Annotated in this window: 13 protein-coding genes and 1 pseudogene; 6 read left to right on the plus strand and 8 right to left on the minus strand. The window is 64.6% G+C overall.

Annotated elements, in window-relative coordinates; all coding sequences use genetic code 11:
* Nucleotides 1-27: 27 nt before the first annotated feature.
* A complete protein-coding gene (locus LPW39_RS22580) occupies nt 28-222 on the minus strand; it encodes a DUF2905 family protein (RefSeq protein WP_230780817.1) in 195 nt (64 codons plus the stop codon).
* A 37-nt stretch (nt 223-259) separates the two neighbouring features.
* Entirely contained in the window at nt 260-1,801 is a 1,542-nt protein-coding gene (locus LPW39_RS22585; RefSeq protein WP_330166631.1) for an amidohydrolase, read from the minus strand.
* Between LPW39_RS22585 and LPW39_RS22590 the strand changes: the two genes are divergently transcribed.
* Nucleotides 1,682-2,224: a hypothetical protein gene (locus LPW39_RS22590; protein WP_230780978.1), complete on the plus strand. Its 543-nt coding sequence runs from the start codon at nt 1,682-1,684 to the stop codon at nt 2,222-2,224. The genes LPW39_RS22585 and LPW39_RS22590 overlap by 120 nt on opposite strands.
* 260 nt (nt 2,225-2,484) lie before the next feature.
* Here LPW39_RS22590 and LPW39_RS22595 read toward each other — a convergent pair whose 3' ends face one another.
* The 6 genes and pseudogenes from LPW39_RS22595 to LPW39_RS22620 all read right to left on the minus strand — a co-directional run bounded on the left by LPW39_RS22595 (nt 2,485) and on the right by LPW39_RS22620 (nt 10,538).
* Nucleotides 2,485-4,479: a BCCT family transporter gene (locus LPW39_RS22595; RefSeq protein ID WP_230780959.1), complete on the minus strand. Its 1,995-nt coding sequence runs from the start codon at nt 4,477-4,479 to the stop codon at nt 2,485-2,487.
* A gap of 354 nt (nt 4,480-4,833) precedes the next feature.
* Complete coding sequence (locus LPW39_RS22600; protein WP_230780819.1) at nt 4,834-5,736, minus strand: ABC transporter permease; 903 nt, start codon at nt 5,734-5,736, stop codon at nt 4,834-4,836.
* A gap of 29 nt (nt 5,737-5,765) precedes the next feature.
* A complete protein-coding gene (locus LPW39_RS22605) occupies nt 5,766-6,800 on the minus strand; it encodes an ABC transporter ATP-binding protein (RefSeq protein WP_230780821.1) in 1,035 nt (344 codons plus the stop codon).
* Between the two features lies 1 nt (nt 6,801).
* Nucleotides 6,802-7,929 carry an ABC transporter substrate-binding protein gene (locus LPW39_RS22610; protein WP_230780823.1) on the minus strand — a complete coding sequence of 376 codons (1,128 nt, stop codon included), beginning with the start codon at nt 7,927-7,929 and terminating at the stop codon, nt 6,802-6,804.
* Nucleotides 7,930-8,167: 238 nt separating this feature from the next.
* Nucleotides 8,168-9,135 (minus strand): annotated as a pseudogene (locus tag LPW39_RS22615) (TauD/TfdA dioxygenase family protein).
* 329 nt (nt 9,136-9,464) lie between these two features.
* On the minus strand, nt 9,465-10,538 hold the full coding sequence (locus LPW39_RS22620; RefSeq protein ID WP_230780827.1) for a class I SAM-dependent methyltransferase: 1,074 nt from the start codon (nt 10,536-10,538) through the stop codon (nt 9,465-9,467).
* A 78-nt stretch (nt 10,539-10,616) separates the two neighbouring features.
* Here LPW39_RS22620 and LPW39_RS22625 point away from each other — a divergent pair, with 78 nt between their 5' ends.
* The 5 genes from LPW39_RS22625 to LPW39_RS22645 all read left to right on the plus strand — a co-directional run bounded on the left by LPW39_RS22625 (nt 10,617) and on the right by LPW39_RS22645 (nt 14,305).
* A complete protein-coding gene (locus tag LPW39_RS22625; protein WP_230780829.1) occupies nt 10,617-11,393 on the plus strand; it encodes an SDR family oxidoreductase in 777 nt (258 codons plus the stop codon).
* A 26-nt stretch (nt 11,394-11,419) separates the two neighbouring features.
* On the plus strand, nt 11,420-11,794 hold the full coding sequence (locus LPW39_RS22630; protein WP_230780831.1) for a dihydroneopterin aldolase: 375 nt from the start codon (nt 11,420-11,422) through the stop codon (nt 11,792-11,794).
* A 4-nt stretch (nt 11,795-11,798) separates the two neighbouring features.
* A complete protein-coding gene (ttcA, locus tag LPW39_RS22635) occupies nt 11,799-12,794 on the plus strand; it encodes a tRNA 2-thiocytidine(32) synthetase TtcA (RefSeq protein WP_230780833.1) in 996 nt (331 codons plus the stop codon).
* Nucleotides 12,795-12,927: 133 nt separating this feature from the next.
* Complete coding sequence (locus tag LPW39_RS22640; protein ID WP_407928904.1) at nt 12,928-13,653, plus strand: DUF4136 domain-containing protein; 726 nt, start codon at nt 12,928-12,930, stop codon at nt 13,651-13,653.
* Between the two features lie 10 nt (nt 13,654-13,663).
* A complete protein-coding gene (locus LPW39_RS22645; protein ID WP_230780835.1) occupies nt 13,664-14,305 on the plus strand; it encodes a histidine phosphatase family protein in 642 nt (213 codons plus the stop codon).
* Nucleotides 14,306-14,527: the final 222 nt, after the last annotated feature.

The following is a 14,527-nucleotide window of genomic DNA, read 5'->3' on the forward strand; positions in this document are numbered from 1 at the left end:
TGCATCAAGAACGGGGGCGGCTAGGGATTACAGCCAGCGTGCAATCCCCGCCGCCAGCAGGCTCAGCACCACAGTCGTCGCGATCGGCAGCCACAAGGTCTTGCCAAACAGCCGGATCTCAAAATCCCCCGGCAGCCGCCCCAGCCCCAGCTTGCGCAGCAGGGCCGCAAAGCCGTTGAGCAGTATCAGTGCCAGGAAGACCACGATCAGCCAGCGGATCATCGCAGCACCTCCAGCGGGTTAAGGGCCAGTGCGCTCATCATGCGGCGCGGTAGACCTGTTCACCGGCAATCCAGGTCTCTTGCACGCGCAGGCTGCCAATGTCGGCCACGGGCACCGTGAAGATATCGCGGTCCAGCACCGCAAAGCTGGCTTCAAAGCCGGGGGCAATCTGGCCCAGCTGGCCTTCGAACGGCGACAGGCTGGCCGCACGCGCGGTGTAGAGCAGCAGGGCCTGGGGCACGGTCAGCGCCTGGCTGTCCACAATCGGGGCCCCGTTGTAGGCGCGGCGCTGCACGGCAGCCTGGATGGAGACAAAGACATTGTCCGGATCGGCCCAGGTGGTGGCCGGCGCGTCGGACGACAGCGCGATATGGTCGATCTCCTCGTAGAAGGTCTTGAGCGCATAGGACTGGTCAAACTCCGATGCCACCAGGTTCTCGGTGTAGGCCTCGTACTCGGCAAACATGAAGATGATCTGCGTCGCCACGCCCCACTGCATCGGCATGGCGTTCATCTGCGCGATCTGCGCGGGCTTGAGCAAGGTGGCATGCTCCAGCCGCACCGACGGCACGCCGGCGGGCAGCCAGGGCTTTTTATCGGCAAAGAAGTCGATCACCAGCTGCAGGGCCGCATCGCCCATCGCATGCACGGCCATCTGCGCGCCGTTGGCCACCGACCATTCGTAGGCCTGCGCCAGCGCCGCGCTGCTGAGCAAGGACATGCCAAACAGGCTGCCCGTGTGTTTGTAGGCACAGCTGCACCAGGCCGTCTTGCCGGAGATGGAGCCATCGGCAAACAGCTTGATACCGGCGATCTTGACCCGGCCATCTTTTTGCGCGGCCTGCAGCCCTGCCGATAGATCACCCTTGCAAGGCTCCCAGGAAAAATACAGCGCCGCCTGCTGCTTGAAGCCCGCTTGCGCAGCGTCGCGGTAGACATCAAGGTGGTGGAAAGGCTGGGTGAAGGCCATCATGTCGGTCACCGCGACAATGCCGCGCTCGCTAAAGCGCTGCGAGGTGCGTGCCAGGCTGCCCACTGCCTGCGCATAGTCCAGCACCGCCTTGGCGCGCTGCACCACACTGTTGGCTGCCAGCTCGGTCAGCACACCATTGGGCGAGCCATCGGCATCGCGGCCAAAGTGGCCACCAATGGGGTCGGGCGTGTCCTTGCCAATGCCCGCCAGCGCCAGTGCACGGCTGTTGCAAATGCCCGAGTGGCAGTCGGAGCGGCCCACATAGACCGGCTGCGTGGCCGACACCAGATCCAGATCATGGCGCGTTGGCGTGCGCCCTTCCTTCAGCTTGGACTCGTCATAGCCCCAGCCCTCAATCCAGTCATTGGGCCCGAGCCCCGCCTTGGGGTGCTGCTTCAGCGCCGCAATCAGCCCCGGAATGTCTTCGACCAACGGCACCGTGCAAGGCACCGCATCAACGATCTGCGACAAAAAGGTGGGATGCGTATGTACATCAATGAACCCCGGCACCACCGTCCGCCCCTGCAAATCCACCTGCCGATCAACCACCGGCTGCGCCGCATCACCCACATGCCCAACCCAGCGCACCACCCCACCCTCCACCACAAAAGCCGTCGCGAAATCGCTCTCGCTGCGACCGGTAAAAACATGGGCATGGGTGAACAGGCAAGAGGACATGGCAGGGCTGCAAAAAGCAAAGGCGGCAAAGAAGCCGCCATTGTCCGCGATTGCAAGAACCACCCAGCAAACCGCCGACCCGGATGTTCCAAGCCACCAGCCAAACAGCAAGCACAGCACCAAGGCCAAACATTGAATGCGGCTGTTCAGAACAACCAACTACGCAGCAAGCGCAGCGCCCGAACCACCACCACCAATGGCGAGATGGGCGCGCAGGCGCGACGCCGGGGGCGCAGACAATACGCCTGTATGGCAAGCCCCCGCAACAAAGCCTACGCGCCCATATCGCCACCCCAAAACGAAAACTGCCAACGCCCCAAACAACAACAGCACCGCCAGGGCAGCAGTTAACCCAACAGTGCATTGGGCTTAAAAACAACCACCCAAGCAGCAAGCGCAGCGCCCGAACCCCCACCTCCAATGGCGAGATGGGCGCGTAGGCGCGACGTCGGGGGCGCAGACAATACGCCTGTATGGCAAGCCCCCGCAACAAAGCCTACGCGCCCATATCGCCACCCCAAAACGAAGACTGCCAACGACACAGAAAAAGAATGCCCCGCCAGGGCCTAAAACCAAAAAAGAAAAGGCCACCCGAAGGTGGCCAAAAAAACTTACACAGGATCTGTATGTCCTGGGGCTCGGTTTAGGAGTTGGGTTCTCTTGTCTGCGCTGAGTGAGAGATAGCGTTCGTACTGGCGGAGAATATCGGCAATGAGCTCCTCGCTGCGCAAATACTGCACGTCATACCCCGACCGCCCATCTTCAAAGAAGGTAATGGGCTCGTACATATAACGCCGCTCCTTGCTGCCCGCACTCTCGCGCACCGTGAAGGTGGGGATTGCGCGGCGCACGGTACGCACACCGTAGACAAAGTCGCGCAGCTTCTCCACCGGTACCACCAGGCGTACTTCGCTGTCGCCCTCGCCCTCCAGGCTTTCATGCACATGCGCCTGCAGGCCGCGCTTTTGCATCTCGGCAGACACCTCATGCATCGCAGGCAGGACGGTGGCGCGCAAAAAGCGCTGCACATCCACCTTGAGCGGCTGGTGCACGATCTGCTCCAGGCGCTTGCGCCAGTGCTGGCCGCTCCAGAAGTTGGTCGCAGGCGCCAGGTCGGGCGAGTAATGGGCCAGGTCGGCGACCATGCCGCGCCACAGACCGACGCACAGCACCAGCATGATTACCGCCACCGGCAAGGCGGCCACCAGTGTGACAGCCTGCAGCGCGCCCAGGCCGCCGGCGAGCAGCAACACGATCGAAGTGACGCCCAGCAGCACGCACCAGAACAGGCGCTGCCACACGGGCGATTCGTTGTTGCCGCGCGAAGCGATGGAGTTGACCACCAGCGCGCCCGAGTCGGCCGAGGTGATGAAGAACACGCCAATCAGCAGCACGGCCAGCCACGAGACCGGTTTGACCCAGGGCAGGTACTCGAAGAAGCGGAACAGCAAGGCATCGACATTGGTGGCAGTCTGCGCCAGCGCGCCGGCGGCCACATGGCTATCGGTCCAAATGGCGCTGTTGCCAAAGGCGGTCATCCACAGCAGGTTGAAGGCGGTGGGCACCAGCAGCACGCCGATGACAAACTCGCGCACCGTACGGCCGCGCGAGATGCGGGCGATGAACATGCCGACGAAGGGCGACCAGCTCACCCACCAGGCCCAGTACAGAATCGTCCAGCCGCCAAACCAGCCCTCTTCGCGCGACGGCGCATAGGCAAAGGTGCGCAGCGACATGCCCAGCAGACCTTGCAGGTAGTTGCCAATGTTCTCGCTCAAGGCCTTGAAGATATGGGCCGTGGGTCCGGCAATTACGACAAAGCTCAGCAGCAGCACCGACAGCAGCATGTTGAACTCGCTCAGGCGCCGCACGCCCTTGTCCACGCCCAACAGGGCGGACAGGCTGGCCAGGGTCACCACAATCACAATGATGGTCACAAGCACGCCGGATGTGTCCGTCTGCCAGCCCGTCAACGTGTGCAGACCGGCGGCCATCTGGCGCGCGCCGTAGCCCAAGGTGGTGGCAATGCCGGCAATGGTGCCCACCAGTGCAAATGCATCGACGCCGTGGCCAATCGGCCCGTTGATGCGGTCGCGCAGCAGCGGGTACAGGCCCGAGCGCATGGTCAGAGGCAGGTTGTAGCGAAAGCCGAAATAGGCCAGCACCAAGCCCATCGTGCCGTAGACCGCCCAGGCATGAAAGCCCCAGTGGAAGAAGGTGGCCTCCATCGCCTCACGCGCAGCAGCGGGCGTGCCCGGCTCCTGCGTGGCGGGATTGAGGAAATGCTGCAACGGCTCGCCCACGCCAAAGTACATCAGGCCAATGCCCATGCCGGCGGCAAACAACATCGACGACCAGGAGACAAAGCTGAACTCGGGCTTGGCATCATCGGGCCCCAGGCGGATATCGCCATAGCGGCTGGCGGCCAACACCACCAAAAACAGCAGGAAGGCGCTCAGCGCCATCACATAGAACCAGTCAAAACTGGCCACTACCCAGCGCTGCGCGCCAGAGAACAGGCGGTCCGCTGCATCGGGCGCGAGCACGCAGACGAGCAGCAAGGCGGTCAGCACCAGCAGTGCCGGTATCACCACCGGCAGCGACATGGTCGAGTGCTGGCTGCTCTGCGGCGCCGGCGCAGCAGGCCCTGAGGCAGGTGCGCCCGGGCCTGACAGGGTGCCAGCCTCAGGCGCTACCGCCGGATCGGGAGAAGAGTTGGTCATAGGTATACCCGTTGGGAGCACGCCCCGTCCTTCGCAGGCGCGCCGCAGAAGCCTTCCGGCCCCCAATGGGCACGGCAAGGCACTGCAAAACCTATCAGTATGCAATAAGTGATTGTGCAAATACTATGCCGCAGATCAGCCAATCTTCAACAATCGCCACCGTCTTACAGCGGCAGCGCTGCTGGCACGGGGGCGGCGTTGGGCTGACGCCACAGGCCGGGCAGCCCCCTTAGCTGCTCAGCGCTGTACACCCCAGCGCTTGACGGTCACCCGTTCGAGTTGGTGGAAGCCCAGGGTCTCGACCAGCAAGCCGATGATGATCACCAGCGCCAGCCCGGCAAACACCTGGTCGGTGTAGAGCTCGTTGCGGCTTTGGAAGATGTACCAGCCCAGTCCGCCCTTGCCCGAGGATGCACCGAACACCAGCTCGGCGGCAATCAGGGTGCGCCACGCAAAGGCCCAGCCAATCTTGAGCCCTGACAGGATCGACGGCAGCGCTGCAGGCACGAGGATCTGCAACACATAGCGCGCGCCGCGCAGGCCGTAATTGCGGCCAGCCATGCGCAAGGTCTCGGGCACGGCCTGGAAACCCGCATAGGTGGCCAGCGCCAGCGGCCACAGCACCGAATGCACCAGCACCGCCAGCAGGCTGGCCTGGCCCAGGCCCAGCCAGAGTAGTGCCAACGGCAGCAGCGCAATGGCGGGCAAGGGGTTGAACATGCTGGTCAGGGTGGTCAGCACATCGCGCCCCCATTGGCTGGAAACCGCCAGCACGGTCAGCAGCAGGGCCCCGGCCACGCCCAGCAGGTAGCCCTGCAGCAGGATGCCCAGCGACACCGCTGCCTTGCCCAGCAACTCGCCATTGGCCAGGTCGCGCAGCAGGGTGGCAGCGGTCTGGCTGAAGGTGGGCAGCAGCAGGTCGTTGTCCTGCCAGCGGGCCGCCAGCTCCCAGATGATGGCCAGCACCACCAGGATGATGGCCTTGCGCAAGGCCGGATGCTGCAGCAGGCGCTTGGCCAGCGGCAGACGGCGCGCCGTCAGCTGCTGCGGCACATCGGGCAGCGGGTATTCGGCTTCGGGCCGCACGGGTGCCTGGGCTTTGGTATCGCCAGGCCAGGCAGTAACAGGGGTGGATGCCATGCGGAACTCCTGGGGGGGGGCTTGTCGCGTCAAGCCACGCGGCGCAAGGCCTGGGGGGGTTGATTGCTGGAGCTGGTGCTTTCCACCAGCGGGCCGCCTGCGCGGTCTTCATCGAACAGCAGCCGGTGGATGCGCTGGTGCGCGGCTTCAAACTCGGCACTGCCACCGCTGGTCAGGCCAAAGGCATGGGCATTGATTTCAGCCCGCAAACGCCCGGGGTGTGGCGACAGAATGGCGACGCGGCTGCCCACGACGAGCGCCTCCTCGATCGAATGGGTGACAAACACGAGGGTGAAGCGCAGCTCGTCCCACAGCGCCAGCAGCTCCTCCTGCATGCGCCTTCTGGTCAACGCATCCAGTGCGGCAAAGGGCTCGTCCATCAGCAGCACCTGCGGGTGCATCGCCAGCGCACGGGCAATGGCCACGCGCTGCTTCATGCCGCCTGACAGCTGGTGCGGGTGCACATCGGCAAAGCGGCTCAGCCCCACCTTGTCCAGGTAGAGGCCGGCGCGCTCGCGCGCCTCGGCCTTGCTGGTGCGGCGCGAGGCCAGCAGCGGAAACATCACGTTCTCGCGCACGGTCTTCCACGGTGGCAGCTGGTCAAACTCCTGGAACACCATCACGCGGTCCGGACCCGGGCCTTGCACAGGACTGCCGCCCAGGCGGATCTCCCCTTCGCTGACCGGCACAAAACCCGCCATGGCCTTGAGCAAGGTCGACTTGCCGCAGCCCGAGGCCCCCAGCAGCACAAAGCGCTCGGCGGCATGCACCTGCAGGCTTACCTGGTGGGTGGCGCGCAGCACGCGCTCTTCCGTCACGTAGTCGATGCTGACCTGGTCCACCTCCAGCAAGGCTGCGCCCGCTTGCACGGCGTGGCTGGGCAAGGCCTGGCTGGGCAAGGCCTGGCTGGGCGCTGCCGAGGGGGCAGGGTGTGCACGGCTGACCAGGCGGTCGGCCAGCTCGGCCTCAGCCAGACTGGCATAGGGCTCGGCGGCGCTGCGCAGCCAGCTGCCCCGAGACAGGGCGACATCGCCATCCTGCGCAAAGACGTGGGGCCAGCGCATATCAGCTCCCTCCGGAGATACGGGCGTCGTCGAAGAAATAATCACGCACCGATTCAGGCTTGGTCTTGATCACTCCCACCCGCTGCAGGAACTGGCCCAGACCCACGGTGTTCTGCGGCTGGATCGTGAACTGCACCTGCGGGTTCTTGATGATCTGCAGGATCAGATTGCGGTCCACCTTGCCGCCGCCACCGCTCTTGAGAAAGATGTCAGCCGCCTGCTCGGGATTGGCCTGGACAAAGCGGGCCGATTCATCGAGGGCATCGACAAAGGCGCGGTAGGTCTTGGGACTTTCCTGGCGGAACTTCTCGGTGGCGTAGAGCACGGTGGACGATGCGGGTCCGCCCAGCACCTCGTAGCTGTTGAGCACAATGCGCGCATTGGGGTTGCCAGCCAGCTCCACCTCCTGGAACGGCGGATTGCCAAAGTGCGCGGTGATCTCGGTGCCGCCCTTGATGATGGCCGCTGCGGCATCGGGGTGCGGCAGCGCAACCTGCAGCTTGTCGAGCCGCTGGTAGTGCTGCTCACCCCAGAGCTTGGCCGAAGCATATTGCAGCACGCGCGACTGCACCGACACACCGACCGCCGGTGTGGCAATGCGGTCCTTGTCGGTGAAGTCGGCAATCGTCTTCACCTGCGGATTGTTGCTGACCAGGTAATAGGGAAAATTGCCCAGCGAGGCCACGCCCTTGACGTTCTGCTTGCCCTTGGTGCGGTCCCACAGCGTAAACAGCGGCGCCACGCCGGCGCCGGCAATGTCGACATTGCCGGAGAGCAGCGCATCGTTGACCGCCGGCCCGCCTGAGAACTGCAGGTAGCTCACCTTGATATCGACGCCCTGGGCCTTGCCCTGCTTTTCGATGAACTGCTGGTCCTGCGCCACATTGAGCAGCAGGTACACGATGCCGTACTGCTGGGCAATGCGCAGCTGGCCTTCTGCCGCCTGCGCGCTGCCCGCGCCCACACCCCACAGCGCCGCGGTGGCAGCGAGCACTGCGGCCGCATGTTTACCAACCTGGCCCAGGCTGCTGCGGCGCTGGCTGGCAACGCAGGGGTTGGCCACGGCGTGGAGGGTGGCAGGGTCTTTGGCGGGCGGCTGGCTGCGCGCCCAGGTGGAATTGAAGGTCATGGTGCTGGATAAGAGAGCTGGGATCGGAGGATCGAATCGGGGCCGCAGACCAGCCCCGCTGCGCCCTGGGTGTGCCGGGGGCAGCTGAGCGGTTGCGGAAGGCTGGCGTCAATCGCCGCTGTCAGTGGGGCAGGCCGCGCGGCCACAATGGCCGGCGCTGGCGATCAACAACAGGCGGCAGCCAGCGCCAGGGACAGCAGGAACAGCGATTGGCGGCGCTGTGGGGTCTGGGCGGCGCTCATACCGGCACATCCCCTTCAATCGTGGTGCGGTAGAGCTTGCGGCGCTGGTCGGCCGGCACGCCGGTGGCCAGATGCAGCACAGCGCGGTTGTCCCAGAAGACCATGTCCCGGTCACGCCAGTGGTGGCGGTAGACAAACTGCGGCTGGGTGCTGTGCGCGAACAGCTCGGCCAGCAGCGCGGCAGAGCGGGCTTCGGGCAGCCCCAGGATGCGGGTCGTGAAATGCTCGCTGACAAACAGCGATTTGCGGCCGGTCTGCGGATCGGTGCGCACCACCGGGTGCACGGCGGGCTTGACCTCGGCCACCTGCGCGGCGCTCAGCGCCGGGCGGAAGGCATTGCGCTCGCGCAGTGCCTCATATTTGAGCAAGTAGCTGTGCTCGGCCAGCAGGCCCACCAGCTGCTGCTTGAGGGTGTAGGGCAGTGCCTCGTAGGCGGCCACCTGGTCGGCAAACAAGGTATCGCCGCCGACATCGGGCAACTCCTGTGCATGCAACAGCGATCCCATCGCCGGTTTGGGTTTGTAGGACAGGTCGGAATGCCAGTACGCTCCGGCATCGCCCAGCCCCACAGGCTGGCCGTTTTCGATGATGTTGGGACGATCAGGATCTCGTCATGGTCGGCCAGCTGGTAGTTGCGCAGCACATGGCGCTGCAGCGGCCCAAAGCGGCGGCTGAAGGCAATCTGCTCAGCCGGCGTGATGCGCTGGTTGCGGTAGACCACCACGCTGTGGTCCTGGTGCGCCTGCTGCAGCCGGGCAAAATCCTCCGGCCCCAGCGGGCGGGACAGGTCCAGACCCACAACCTCGACACCCAGACGGGTCTGGGCACCAGCGGGCTGCTGGATGGGGCGCAGGCTGAAGGCCTGCGTGCTGCCAGTGGCGCCCCCCGCCTGGCTGGCGCTGTCGGGCACCGGGCGGCGGAAGAAAAACGGATGGGCAGTCAGAACATCAAACAGCGCGGACATGGCGGCTTTCCTTGGCGGACCAGTGATAAGCCCAATGTAGAAGCCCTGCCACGAACAGAAAACGAATGAAAACGCGTATCTTTATACGAAAACCGATGAAGGGCGGGATGGCGCTGCCGCGTTACGCGCCGTCATGAGGCTGTCACGCAGCGCTGCGATGATCGACGTCTGTCGGTGCAGCACAAGCCAGCCTTGCATGCCCTGCGCCGGGCACGACCAGATCGGACGCGCCTGGCTGCGGGTATGTGTCAGGGCTTGGCACCGGCAGCCATCTTTTTGCGGCCCGCGTCTGCGGGGCCGATCCCACCACCCTACCCAAGCGCCAGTGGCTACAGCCGATGCATGCGGTCGCCCTGCACAAAGCCAGTAGGGTCCCACAAGGCCACGCCCTTGCTCAGCATGATGGCCTTGAAGAACTCGCCCATCTCGTGCTCCATCATCAGCTTGGCCGCCTTGCTGCGGGCAATCACTTCGAGCTGGTCGAGCTTGGCAGCCAGACCGCAGTTGATCAGGAAATGGGCCTGGCTGGTGTAGCCCAGCACGTCCATGCCGGCATCCTGCGCCGCCACGGCAATGCCGGTGAAGTTCACATGGGCAGTGATGTCCTTCAGGCCCACCAGCACCAGAGGGTCACTGTCGACCTGGTGCAGGTGGTGGCAGACCAGGGTGCCCATGTGGCGCTGCGGATGGTAGTACTCGGATTCGCCAAAGCCATAGTCGATCAGCAGCACCGCGCCCCGGCTGATGCGGTCGGCCAGGGTCGCCACAAAGGCCTCGCCCTGCGGATGGATCTCGGTCAGGTACTCCGCCTCCAGCGGCAGCTCCGGCTCCATCGGCGGGCGCAGGCGGGTGGGGCGCTCTGCCCAGCCAAAGCGGATATCGTCCCCAACGGCACTGGCGACGACCACCCCGCGCTCCTGCCATACGCCCTGCTGGCGCAGCAAGAGCTTGACCGGCATCGCATCAAGCACCTCATTGCCGACGACCACGCCCTGCATCTGCGCGGGCAGGCTGTCGGCCCACTGCACCTGGTCGCCAAAGCGGGCCAGGCGCTCTTGCTGGCGCAGGCGCAGGCTGCCCGAGACATCGACAATCGTGTAGCGCGTGCAGGCAGGGCCCAGGGTGGACAGCAACTGCTCCGCCAGCGCACCGGTACCGGCGCCGAACTCCCAGACCTCGCTGGTCTGGGTATGGGCAAAGGCATCCTGCACCTGGGCGGCCACCAGCTCGCCAAACACCGGCGACAGCTCAGGGGCGGTAACAAAGTCGCTGCCCTCCTCAGGCATGACGCCAAACTTGCTGCGGTCATTGGCGTAGTAGCCCAGGCCGGGCTCGTACAGCGCCATGCGCATGAAGTCATCAAACGGGATCCAGCCGCCGGCCTGGGCAATAGCCTCAGCCATGCGCCTGGCCAGCACAATTGTTAAACTAGAGGGTTCTGTATTCACCCCCCTATTGTCGCCGCTTGCCGCACGCTTGCCATGCCAATGCCTTCTTCGACCCCACGCACCGTACTGGTCACCGGCGCTGCCAAGCGCCTGGGCCGGGTGATTGCGCTCGGGCTGGCACGCCATGGCTGGCAGGTGGCCGTGCATTACCGGGGCTCGGCCGCCGAGGCCGCGCAGACTGCCGCCGAGTGCGCCGCGCTGTCGGGCCTGAGCGGCCATTTTGATGCGGATTTCGAGGACGAGACAGCGGTGCGCGGCTTGCTGCCCCGGGTGGTGGCCCATTTCGGCCAGGTCGATGCGGTGGTCAACAGCGCCTCGCTGTTCGAGCACGACGGCGCCGCCGATTTTGGCTATGCCGCACTGGAGCGCCATCTGCGTAGCAACACGGCCGCACCCATCGTGCTGGCCCAGCTGCTGCACCAGCATATCTGCCAGCGGGGCGATGAGGCCCAGGGCGTGGTCGTGAACCTGCTGGACCAGAAGCTCTGGAACATGAACCCCGACTTCGTCAGCTACACCTTGAGCAAGGCGGCGCTGGAGGCGGCCAACACCTTGCTGGCCCAGGCGCTGGCGCCGCGCCTGCGCGTGGTGGGTGTGGCGCCGGGCTTGACCCTGACCAGCGACTACCTGAGCCCCGAGAAGTTCGAGGCCCTGCACCGCATGAGCCCGCTGGGGCGCTCTTCCACCGCAGAAGACGTGGCAGCCACCGTGCGCTTTGCGCTGGACAACAGCTCGATCACCGGCACCAGCCTGCTGGTGGACGGTGGCCAGCACCTGATGCGGTTCGACCGCGATTTTTCGATGATGTAGCGGCTCTTCGCTGCCTTGCTGCTTTTATGACGACATTTGACACCGGGTTGCAAACCCTGAGCTTGACGGGCCTGCGTTTTGATGCCAATTTAGGCATCCTTGCCCACGAGAAGACTGCGCCGCAACCCATCTTGGTGGATGCGCAGATCAACATGGGCCAGCAGCCGCTGGCGCCCAGCGATGACGACATCATGCATGTGCTGGACTACCGCAAGGTGCGCCAGATCATCATCGATGAATGCACGGCAGAGCACGTGAACCTGCTCGAGACCCTGATCGGCAAGGTCGCCCAGCGGCTGATGCAGCTGCCCAATGTGCGCGGCGTTCGTGTGAAGATCGCCAAGCTAGAGATTTTTGACGATTGCGAAGTTGCAATCCGCACCGAAACCGGACAATGGTGAACCTATGAATGCCCCCACCGATACCGCACTCCTCCAGCCCCAGCCTGCCGCCGCAAACGCTTGGGACTTCGATGACGCCGCTGGCGACGATGCACAGGCATCGGGCGCCAACGAGAAGCGCCTGAAGATCCAGCGCGAGAACCACAAGCTGGAAAAGCGCCTGTGCCGCGAGGTGGCGCGCGCCATTGGCGACTACAACATGATCGAGGACGGCGACAAGGTGATGGTCTGCATGTCCGGCGGCAAGGACAGCTACACCCTGCTCGACATCCTGATGAAGCTGCGCGCCCGCGCACCGATCAAGTTCGACCTGGTGGCCGTGAACCTGGACCAGAAGCAGCCCGGCTTTCCTGAACACGTGCTGCCCGAGTACCTGAAAAGCGTGGGCGTCGATTTCCACATCGAGAACCAGGACACCTACAGCGTCGTCAAGCGTGTGGTGCCCGAGGGCAAGACCACCTGTGGCCTGTGCTCGCGCCTGCGCCGCGCCATTCTGTACAAGGTGGCCGACCAGCTGGGCTGCAACAAGGTGGCGCTGGGCCACCACCGCGACGACATCGTGCAGACCCTGATGCTCAACATGTTCCACGGCGGCATCATGAAGGCCATGCCACCCAAGCTGGTGAGCGACGACGGCAAGCATGTGGTGATCCGCCCGCTGGCCTATGTGCCCGAGAAGGACACCGAGCGCTGGGCCCAGTACCGTGACTTCCCCATCATCCCCTGCAACCTCTGCGGCAGCCAGGAGAACCTGCAGCGCCAGATGATTGGCGACATGCTGCGCGAGTGGGACCGCAAGCACCCCGGCCGTGTGAACAACATGTTCCGCGCGCTGCAGCACGTGGTGCCCACCCACCTGGCCGACCCCAAGCTGTTCGATTTCCAGAACGCCAAGCCCACCGGCATCGCCGATGAAAACGGCGACAAGGCCTTCGACCACGACGACCTGCCCGCCAACCCATCGCTGCCCGCAGGCATGCAGGTGGTGCAATTGGGTTGATATCCATCGATTGAGAGCCATGCAGCCCTGCTTGTCGCCCCTGACTGACAGCCGCTGCCGCTCCAAGCGTTTATTGTTGAGCGTCTGCGCTGTGTCCTTATGGCGCAGCGCTTTTTTTTCGGGAGACTGCGCCATGTTTCGTTCTTTTGACAAGGCAGCCCTGGCAAGCGCGCTCCAGTGGCGTCGCATTGCCGGCATCACGGCGATGGCCTGCGCCAGTCTCTGGCTGGCCGGCTGCGCCGGGGTCCGCACCATCGACAGCGATGTGCAAAGCTATTCCAGCTTGCAGCAAATACCGGCGCCGCCCACCTACCGCTTGCAGTTGCTCCCCTCCCAAGTCGCGCTGGGGCCACAATTTGATACCGTCGTGCAACAGGCGGAAGCCTCGTTGGCAGGCGTAGGCCTGCGTCGCGATGACAGCCAGGGTAGCGTGATAGCGCAAATTGATGTACAAGCTCGTTACATTCCCGACAGCTGGCTGCTGCCCGGCAGCCCCTATAACCCCTATGGCGGTTTTGGCTGGGGACCCGGCTGGGGTTGGGGCTGGCGCGGCGGCATGGTCTGGCGCGACACCGGCCCCTCGCTGCACTACCGCGCCGTACAGCTCACCTTGCGCGATGCCAACACCCAGCAGGTGGTCTATGAGACCTCGGCCCGCTATGAAGACGTCTGGGTCGATGACCAGGTGATCTACCGCATCCTGTTCGATTCCGCCCTCAACGGCTTTCCCAAGCCACCGCAAGGCCCACGCCGGGTCAATACCACGCTGGGCGCACCCACTTCCGCCCAGCCCGCATCCTCTTCTGCTGCACCTGCAGCAGCCAGCACCCCCGCTACGCCCGCCGCCAAACCCAAATAACAAGGAACGCATGCACAGCACCCAGATCATTGCCATCCGCCACGGGGAGACCGATTGGAATCTTGCCGCACGCATTCAGGGGCATACGGACATACCGCTGAACGCTACCGGCGAGCGCCAGGCCCAGCAGCTGGCCCAGGCCTTGGCGCAAACCGCGCTGGCCCATATCTACAGCAGTGATCTGCAACGCGCGCTCAGCACCGCCCAGGCGCTGGCACAGGCCAATGGCGCGCCCATTAGCACCCACACTGCCTTGCGCGAGCGCAGCTTTGGCGACTACGAAGGCTCCCGCTTTGCGGACATTGAGCTGTCGGATCCACCATCGGCACTGCGCTGGCGCAAGCGCGATCCCGGTTTTGCCCCGCCCCAGGGCGAATCCCTGGAGGCGCTACAGGCCCGCGTGTCGCAAGTGGTGGCGGAACTGGCAGCCGGCCATCTCGGACAGCAAATCGCGCTGGTGGCCCATGGTGGCGTGCTCGACTGCCTCTACCGGCTGGCGACCCGACAGGACATTCAGGCCCCCCGCACCTGGGAGCTGGCCAACACCAGCGTCAACCGCCTGCTGTGGACCCCCGACAGCGGCCTGACCCTGGTCGGCTGGGGGGACACCAGCCACCTGAACACTATCGGGCTGGACGAAACCACCCAATAGCGGCAAGCCGCCCGCCTCTGACGCACTGCCTCCTCCCCGCTTCCTCATCCACTTTCTGTGACTTTTTTGCATCAGCGCCCCCTGGTGCATGCCTGAAATCGGCAGGCCCGCCCCTGTCCGGCCCTTCAATGCCGCCGTGTGCCGGCTGCGATGACACAAACAAATGAAACGCAATGCATCATAGAGCCGATAAAATACCAAGGTATGTCAGCATTCACTCCA

The organism is Comamonas koreensis, from assembly GCF_021026195.1.
GTDB lineage: Bacteria > Pseudomonadota > Gammaproteobacteria > Burkholderiales > Burkholderiaceae_C > Comamonas > Comamonas koreensis.

What these genes read in the sequence shown, in the direction of transcription:
- LPW39_RS22590 (WP_230780978.1), top strand. Translation starts at nt 1,682, where the DNA reads ATGTACATCAATGAACCCCGGCACCACCGTCCGCCCCTGCAAATCCAC.
- LPW39_RS22645 (WP_230780835.1), top strand. Translation starts at nt 13,664, where the DNA reads ATGCACAGCACCCAGATCATTGCCATCCGCCACGGGGAGACCGATTGG.
- LPW39_RS22640 (WP_407928904.1), top strand. Translation starts at nt 12,928, where the DNA reads ATGTTTCGTTCTTTTGACAAGGCAGCCCTGGCAAGCGCGCTCCAGTGG.
- LPW39_RS22580 (WP_230780817.1), bottom strand. Translation starts at nt 222, where the DNA reads ATGATCCGCTGGCTGATCGTGGTCTTCCTGGCACTGATACTGCTCAAC.
- LPW39_RS22610 (WP_230780823.1), bottom strand. Translation starts at nt 7,929, where the DNA reads ATGACCTTCAATTCCACCTGGGCGCGCAGCCAGCCGCCCGCCAAAGAC.
- LPW39_RS22600 (WP_230780819.1), bottom strand. Translation starts at nt 5,736, where the DNA reads ATGGCATCCACCCCTGTTACTGCCTGGCCTGGCGATACCAAAGCCCAG.
- ttcA (WP_230780833.1), top strand. Translation starts at nt 11,799, where the DNA reads ATGAATGCCCCCACCGATACCGCACTCCTCCAGCCCCAGCCTGCCGCC.
- LPW39_RS22625 (WP_230780829.1), top strand. Translation starts at nt 10,617, where the DNA reads ATGCCAATGCCTTCTTCGACCCCACGCACCGTACTGGTCACCGGCGCT.
- LPW39_RS22620 (WP_230780827.1), bottom strand. Translation starts at nt 10,538, where the DNA reads ATGGCTGAGGCTATTGCCCAGGCCGGCGGCTGGATCCCGTTTGATGAC.
- LPW39_RS22595 (WP_230780959.1), bottom strand. Translation starts at nt 4,479, where the DNA reads ATGTCGCTGCCGGTGGTGATACCGGCACTGCTGGTGCTGACCGCCTTG.
- LPW39_RS22630 (WP_230780831.1), top strand. Translation starts at nt 11,420, where the DNA reads ATGACGACATTTGACACCGGGTTGCAAACCCTGAGCTTGACGGGCCTG.
- LPW39_RS22605 (WP_230780821.1), bottom strand. Translation starts at nt 6,800, where the DNA reads ATGCGCTGGCCCCACGTCTTTGCGCAGGATGGCGATGTCGCCCTGTCT.